The following is a 7,049-nucleotide window of genomic DNA, read 5'->3' as shown; positions in this document are numbered from 1 at the left end:
TTCTATTTCCTATCAGATCAAACCGAACCTTTTTTGGACAGCCAATGCGGGGATTTACTACCAGAAGCCACCATATACCGCTCTCGGGTACAGAAACAACGAAGGTGATCTTGAAAACCAACTGAATGATATCCGGTTCATCAGGTCAAGCCAATTGATCACTGGAATTGAAAGGGTAATTCCGGATAAAAGCAGGAGGTTTAGTATTGAAGGATTTTACAAACATTACAGCAATTACCCTACTTCTATCAGAAACGGTATTGCACTTGCCAATTTAGGAGCGGATTTTGGAGTGATCGGAAATGAACCGGTAAGCTCTGATTCAGAAGGAAGGGCTTATGGACTAGAGTTTTTGGCACAACAAAGACTGTTCAATAATTTTTATGGAATTGCCGCTGTGACACTCGTAAGAAGTGAATTTACCAATCCTAACACTGATGGATTTGTACCCTCGGCCTGGGACAGCAGGTTTATTGTGAGTTTGACGGCTGGGAAAAGGTTTGGGAAAAATTGGGAGTTGGGAACCAGGTGGAGGTATTTGGGTGGACTACCTTTTACTCCGATAGATATAGAAACATCCTCTTTGCGTGGAGTTTGGGATTTGAGAGGTCAGGCAATTCTTGATTTCAATCAGATCAACAATCAACGATTGAAAGCCTTCCACCAACTGGATTTAAGGATAGACAAACGTTATTTCTTTGATAAATGGAATTTGAACTGGTACTTTGATGTTCAAAATGCCTATAATTTCAGGGCTCAGCAACCCCCAATTTTGGTGCCGCAAAGAGAAGCAAATGGTCAACTCAAAATTGATCCCAATGACCCTACTAGGTATCAGATGCGATTAGTCGATAATCCTGCAGGGACAATTTTGCCAACTGTTGGGATTATTGTTGAATTCTAAAAAAATTATATTTGAATAATCAGCAAAAAAAAACCGTCCCAAATAAACAGGACGGTTTTTAAGTTGGAATTGAGCGGGTTTATTGAACATTGATGAGTGATTCCCGCCTTCTCATTTTTCCGGCAGGCAAGCCATACATCATTTTAAATCTTCTACAGAAGTAAGCGGTGTCTTTATAACCGACCTCTTTCCCTATATCTCTGATGCTTTTCTTGGAAGTTCTGAGAAGTTCCACTGCAGCTTCCATTCTTTGATATTCGATATAATCCTGTGGATTGATGCCGGTGAGCATTTTGAAGTATTGTCCAACATAATCTTCCGATACATTGGCAACTTTTGCCAGGACTTTATTCGAAAGGTCACCTCCTATATTCTTTTTGATATAGTTGAAAAGATCAATAAGTCTTGGGTCTTTGAAGTAGGTGCTGTTGGTGGAAAGTTCTTCTACAAACAATCTGTTTTTGAGGATATGTCTGACGATTTCAATGACCAAGAGCTCCGAATGGATTTTGATCACCCTTTCTTTTCCCGGAGTGTTTTGTTCGGATTCTTTAACGATGTCCTCAATGATAGAGGCAATCTTGTCATTGAACCTGATCACAAATGAAGGAATACCCAATGAGTGGAAGAAATTAACAACATCAAAAACCTTTGCTTCAAAGTTGAGAATAGTGACACAGTCTTCTTCAAGATTTTTAATATCCTTGAAACTGATCGTTTGAAGATATTTTCTCTTGTTGTCTAAAAAGTTTTCATTGCTGGTTTCGCTTTTTTTACTCTGTTGACCGAATGAAATATTGGTTTTTCTTCCGGCAGGAATAAAAAGAATTTCACCTTCATTTACCAGTTCCATTTCTTCAGAAAACTTCACTGAACCTTGATGAAGTAGTATGATAGAATTTTCGGTATCACTGTAATCTAATACTGTTACGGGTTTCTCGATTTTAAAATTATTTCCTTTCAGAAAACGTACTCCGACAGATTCAATTACCTTATTGTAATATTCCATGATATCAGATATTAATGTTTGGGTGTAAAACTATAATAATTTTGGAAATACATATATAATTATTTAATAATTATTTAATTAAAAATAAAAAAAGGCATAAAAAATTGATCTTATACCTTTTTCATGGATCAAGATATGATTATCTTATTATACTTCTTGATATGACTATTTTTTGAATTTCACTTGTTCCCTCATAAATCTGTGTAATTTTTGCATCACGCATCAATCTTTCCACATGATATTCTTTCACATATCCATATCCACCATGAACCTGTACAGCTTCGACAGTCACATCCATCGCGACTTCGGATGCGTATAGCTTGGCCATTGCACTGGCAAAGGCATAATCCTCGCCCTGATCTTTTAGCCATGCGGCCTTAAGGACCAAAAGCCTTGCGGCTTCAATTTGAGTAGCCATATCAGCAATTTTAAATTGAATGGCCTGGTGCTGACTGATGGGTTTTCCAAAGGTTTTTCTTTCTTTGGAATAAGCCAAAGCCAGCTCATAAGCTCCTGATGCAATTCCCAATGCCTGGGCAGCTATTCCAATCCTTCCGCCATTTAGGGTTTCCATGGCGAAATTAAATCCGAAGCCTTCCTCTCCTATCCTGTTTTCAACAGGGACTTTGACATCTGTAAACATGAGAGAGTGGGTGTCTGAGCCTCGAATGCCCAATTTATCCTCTTTTTTTCCAATTACAAATCCTTCGGAGTTTTTTTCTACAATAAATGCTGAAATTCCTTTATGTCCTTTGGCTGCATCAGTCTGTGCAATAACCAAATAGACACTTGCCGTATTACCGTTTGTGATCCAATTTTTTGTTCCGTTCAATAAATAATGATCCCCGTGAAGATCAGCAGTGGTCCTTTGGGAAGTTGCATCTGATCCTGCCTCAGGTTCTGAAAGGCAGAAAGCGCCCAAAATTTCTCCTGTTGCTAAACGTGTCAGATATTTCTCTTTTTGCGCATCAGATCCGTATTTTTCAAGACCCCAGCAAACAAGGGAGTTATTGACTGACATGCAGACCGATGCAGAGGCATCGATTTTGGATATTTCCTCCATGGCCAGGATATAGGAGACAGAGTCCATGCCACCGCCATTGTAGTTTGGATCTACCATCATGCCCATCAAGCCGAGTTCCCCCATCTTTTTTACTTGTTCGGACGGGAATTTTGCTTCTGTATCTCTTTCGATTACTCCAGGTAAAAGTTCTGTTTGGGCAAACTCTCTCGCTGCATCCCTAACTGCTAATTGTTCTTCTGTATATTCAAAATTCATGCGAATATTTGGATTTAATATTTGGCTTTCAAGATACAGCAAAAAAAAATAAGGGGCAATTTCCTGCCCCTTAAAGTAAACTCATCTGATGCTTTTCAGTTTCCTTAATCCCTGTTGCCAAAGAAGATGAAAATGTAATAGGCCAAGGTTGCCAATGCTGCCAATGCTGCAACTACATAGGTCATTGCTGCCCATTTCAATGCATCTTTTGACATGGCATATTCATCTTGGGTCACAACATTTCTGGTCTTGATCCAGGCCAAGGCCCTGTTACTTGCGTCAAATTCAACAGGAAGTGTGACCAAAGTAAACAAAGTCATTACCCCATAAGAACCTACCACAATGTAACCAATAATTTCATAAGGAAGATTCAACATAAATCCCCCAAGCAGAGAGGCAATTAGAACAATGTTAAGGATTTTTCCACTGGCGTTCTGTACAGGGACCATTGCAGATCTAAGATTCAGCCAAGTATAAGATGTTGCATGTTGGATGGCGTGACCACATTCGTGGGAGGCCACAGCAGCAGCAGCAGCATTTCTTCCATAATAGACATCAGGGCTGAGATTCACAGTCCTGTTCATGGAATTATAATGATCTGTCAACTGACCTTCGACACTGAGGACTTTTACATCATGGATATTGTTATCAGTGAGCATCAACTCTGCGATTTCTTTACCGGATAGGTTTGCCCTCAATGAAGTCTGCGAGTATTTTTTAAATTTGCTCTTCAGCTTGCGACTGACTATAAAGCCCAAAGCCGCGAATACAACAACAATTAGAATAATCATAGTTTTTTATGTTTGCTAGTTAATTACGAAATTAAGAAGTTTTGGATTCTTTCTTTGCAGTTATTTTAAAGAAAAATCCCAAAGATATCAACCCTAGAATAATCACCGTCAATACCTGACTTCCATGGATGATCGCCGCAAAGATTTTTCCTTCTTCATTGCTCAATCCATATGCCATCAAAATGAAAGCCACTAATGCATGGAAGGTACCAATACCACCTTGTACAGGCGCAACCATGCCAATAGTGCCCATTACCATAACCATGAGCATAGCACTTAATGACAAACTGGCAGTAGAAGGGATGGCCCAGGCCATAAATATCAGCATCAGATAATATGTAATCCAGATAAATACTGAACTTCCCCAGAAACCCAACTGATTATCAACTTTTTTCAAACTGATCACGCCATTGACCAAATCCCTCAGGAAATGCCTGATTTTCTTGAAAAGGCTACTGTTCCTGTATTTTTGGAAAACCAAATAGACAAATATCAATGCCACTACAACTCCACCAATCAGAATTGGGAGGGATTGTATAATCTTTTCTTTCATTGAATCCAAAGAAACTAATTCACTGGATAACCTTACAAATAGATCACTTTCAAGAATAAAAGCCAAAAATATAATACCGACCATAAACAGCAGGTCAAAGGTTCTTTCCAAAATCACCGTGCCAAGAAGTTTACCCATTTGTCGGTCTTCGGTCTTGGTCAAAACCCCACATCGTGCCACTTCTCCTGCTCTGGGAACCAGAAGATTTGCAAGGTAGCCGATCATCAATGCCCAAAATGTACGGATAGTTGTGGTCTTTTGGGATTCTCCGGCATCAATGAGCAACCTCCATCTCCATGCCCTCACCCAAAAACCGATAAGGGAAACCAAAACAGATAAGCCAAACCAAAACATTGAAGTTTGGGACAGCGCTTCCAACAAGGCGTCAAAGCTGATATCCTTATATAGAAACCAAAAAATCCAGATGGCAACTATCAAAGAAACCGCCACCTGGATCCATTGTTTTTTCGTTAGCCTCACTTTAAATCAATTTATTGTGGTCATCCGGAAAGATGATCAAAGGTTTGTGTTTTTTGGCATCTTCAAAATCCATGGATGCATAGGAAATCAGGATTACAATGTCCCCGACCTGCGCTTTTCTTGCAGCGGGTCCATTGAGGCAAACCATTCCACTTCCCCTTTCTCCTTTGATGACATAAGTTTCCAATCGCTCTCCGTTATTGATGTTGACGATCTGTACTTTTTCGTTTTCAATAATATTGGCCGCATCCATCAGATCTTCATCTACGGTGATGCTGCCTACATAATGTAATTCTGCCTGGGTAATCTTTACTCTATGTATTTTTGACTTTAATACCTGAATGTGCATGGAATGAAATTTTTCGCAATATTAATCAAATATGGAAATGTTGTCTATCAATCGGATTTCTCCGAGATAGGCAGCTGTACAGATGGCTATGTTTGAATGGCCTTTGAGACTGTCAAGAATTTCAAAACTGACAGAGGATATCAATTCAAAATATTCCAGCCTAACCTCGGGTTCTTTAGCATACATACTTTTTACTTTTTCCCGAGTGTCAAACCAATTGTTGCCGGCCAAAAGTTCATCTTTTGCAAATGTCAATGCCTTATAGATAGTGGGTGCAATTTTCCTCTGTTCAGAATCAAGTCTGAGGTTTCTTGAAGACATGGCCAATCCATCGGCCTCCCTGACTGTGGGAATGATGACTATTTCTGTGTCGAAGTAAAGGTCTTCCACCAGTCTTTTGATGATGGCAACTTGCTGTAAATCTTTCTGACCAAAGAAGGTTTTGTGGGGTTTAACAATATTTAACAGTTTTGAAACCACTATTCCCACCCCATTAAAATGCCCAGGCCTGAAGGCACCCTCCAAAACCTTGTCAATGGAGCCAAAATCAATGATAAGACTTGGTACAGAAGGGTAAATCTCCTGATTACTAGGTACAAACACGAAATCAACCCCGGATTTATCCAATAATTCCAAGTCTTTGTTCAAAGTTTTGGGATAATTTTCAAAATCTTTTTTATTATTGAATTGAGTTGGATTGACGAAAATAGACACGATTACGACACCGGAATTTTCTTTGGCTTTTTTGACCAAATCCATATGGCCATCATGCAATGCGCCCATTGTAGGCACAAAACCGATAGTTGTATTATTTATTCGAGAAATCTCAAGGTGGTGATGAACCTCTTGTTTGGTCCGGAGAAGCTTCACGTATGTTGTACTTTGCAAATGTAAAATAGGGGCAAAACTATGTTATATTCTAGAATAACAATGGCTTTACCACTTTTTTTTGTATCTTTGTGCGTTTATTATCACTCAATAAAACCCAACAAGGTATGTCAAAACTTCGTATTCTCTACGTCGCAAGTGAAATCAATCCATTTCTTCAAACTTCAGAAGTTGCAGCTTTCGTGAGAGCCTTACCTCAGGCCATGCAGGAAAAAGGAATGGAAATCCGTATTCTTGTACCAAGATTCGGATTGATCAATGAAAGAAAGAACAGATTGCATGAGGTGGTGAGGCTTTCGGGAATCAACATTGCAGTGGGAGAGGAAGAGAAGCCTTTGATCATCAAGGTGGCATCTATTCCTAACGCCAAACTTCAGGTTTACTTTATTGACAATGAAGACTATTTTCAAAGGAAAAGCGTTTTTCATGACAAGCAGGAAAAATTCTATGAGGACAATGATGAAAGAGCCATTTTCTTTTGCAAAGGAGTCATAGAGACAGTAAAAAAATTAGGTTGGGCCCCCGATGTGGTTCATTGCAACGATTGGATGACAAGTCTGATTCCGATGTATCTGAAAACAACCTACAAGAATGAGCCATTATTTAAAGACACAAAATCCGTATTCGCTATTTACAATACGGGATTTACTCATAAATTTGGCGACGATTTGTTGGAGAAAGTAAAAATGGTGGATATTGATGATGCCATACTTGCCCCTCTCAAATCAAAAGATTATGAAGGCTTCCTGAAAATCGGAATGGAATATGCCGACGTGGTCATCAAGAGCGAAGAAAT

Annotated in this window: 7 protein-coding genes and 1 pseudogene; 2 read left to right on the top strand and 6 right to left on the bottom strand. The window is 39.2% G+C overall.

Going from position 1 to position 7,049, the window contains the following annotated elements; all coding sequences use genetic code 11:
• Positions 1-904, top strand: a pseudogene (locus ACEW8O_RS26505) (TonB-dependent receptor); the annotation flags it as partial.
• Positions 905-983: 79 nt separating this feature from the next.
• Here ACEW8O_RS26505 and ACEW8O_RS26500 read toward each other — a convergent pair.
• From ACEW8O_RS26500 to panC, 6 genes are all read right to left on the bottom strand, one after another.
• Positions 984-1,913 carry a helix-turn-helix domain-containing protein gene (locus ACEW8O_RS26500; protein ID WP_373497645.1) on the bottom strand — a complete coding sequence of 310 codons (930 nt, stop codon included), beginning with the start codon at positions 1,911-1,913 and terminating at the stop codon, positions 984-986.
• A gap of 139 nt (positions 1,914-2,052) precedes the next feature.
• Entirely contained in the window at positions 2,053-3,192 is a 1,140-nt protein-coding gene (locus ACEW8O_RS26495) for an acyl-CoA dehydrogenase (RefSeq protein ID WP_373497644.1), read from the bottom strand.
• 104 nt (positions 3,193-3,296) lie between these two features.
• The gene (locus tag ACEW8O_RS26490) at positions 3,297-3,983 is read right to left on the bottom strand and encodes a zinc metallopeptidase (RefSeq protein WP_373497643.1); all 687 of its coding nucleotides are present in this window, start codon (positions 3,981-3,983) and stop codon (positions 3,297-3,299) included.
• Between the two features lie 31 nt (positions 3,984-4,014).
• Positions 4,015-5,016, bottom strand: a complete 1,002-nt coding sequence (locus ACEW8O_RS26485) for a lysylphosphatidylglycerol synthase transmembrane domain-containing protein (protein WP_373497642.1) — start codon at positions 5,014-5,016, stop codon at positions 4,015-4,017.
• A gap of 1 nt (position 5,017) precedes the next feature.
• Positions 5,018-5,365 (bottom strand): aspartate 1-decarboxylase, encoded by a 348-nt coding sequence (gene panD, locus ACEW8O_RS26480; protein WP_084119657.1) that lies wholly within the window; start codon positions 5,363-5,365, stop codon positions 5,018-5,020.
• Positions 5,366-5,386: 21 nt separating this feature from the next.
• Complete coding sequence (panC, locus tag ACEW8O_RS26475; RefSeq protein ID WP_373497641.1) at positions 5,387-6,235, bottom strand: pantoate--beta-alanine ligase; 849 nt, start codon at positions 6,233-6,235, stop codon at positions 5,387-5,389.
• 125 nt (positions 6,236-6,360) lie between these two features.
• Between panC and ACEW8O_RS26470 the strand changes: the two genes are divergently transcribed.
• Positions 6,361-7,049: glycogen/starch synthase (locus ACEW8O_RS26470; protein WP_373497640.1), on the top strand; the 689-nt coding region annotated here is incomplete at its 3' end.

It is taken from the genome of Aquiflexum sp. (assembly GCF_041749095.1).
GTDB lineage: Bacteria > Bacteroidota > Bacteroidia > Cytophagales > Cyclobacteriaceae > Aquiflexum.
Note: the sequence above shows the minus strand (reverse complement) of the source record. Positions and strands in the feature narration are given on the sequence as shown.

Coding starts and splice junctions, on each gene's coding strand:
- ACEW8O_RS26490 (WP_373497643.1), bottom strand. CDS start 3,983: ATGATTATTCTAATTGTTGTTGTATTCGCGGCTTTGGGCTTTATAGTC.
- panD (WP_084119657.1), bottom strand. CDS start 5,365: ATGCACATTCAGGTATTAAAGTCAAAAATACATAGAGTAAAGATTACC.
- ACEW8O_RS26495 (WP_373497644.1), bottom strand. CDS start 3,192: ATGAATTTTGAATATACAGAAGAACAATTAGCAGTTAGGGATGCAGCG.
- ACEW8O_RS26500 (WP_373497645.1), bottom strand. CDS start 1,913: ATGGAATATTACAATAAGGTAATTGAATCTGTCGGAGTACGTTTTCTG.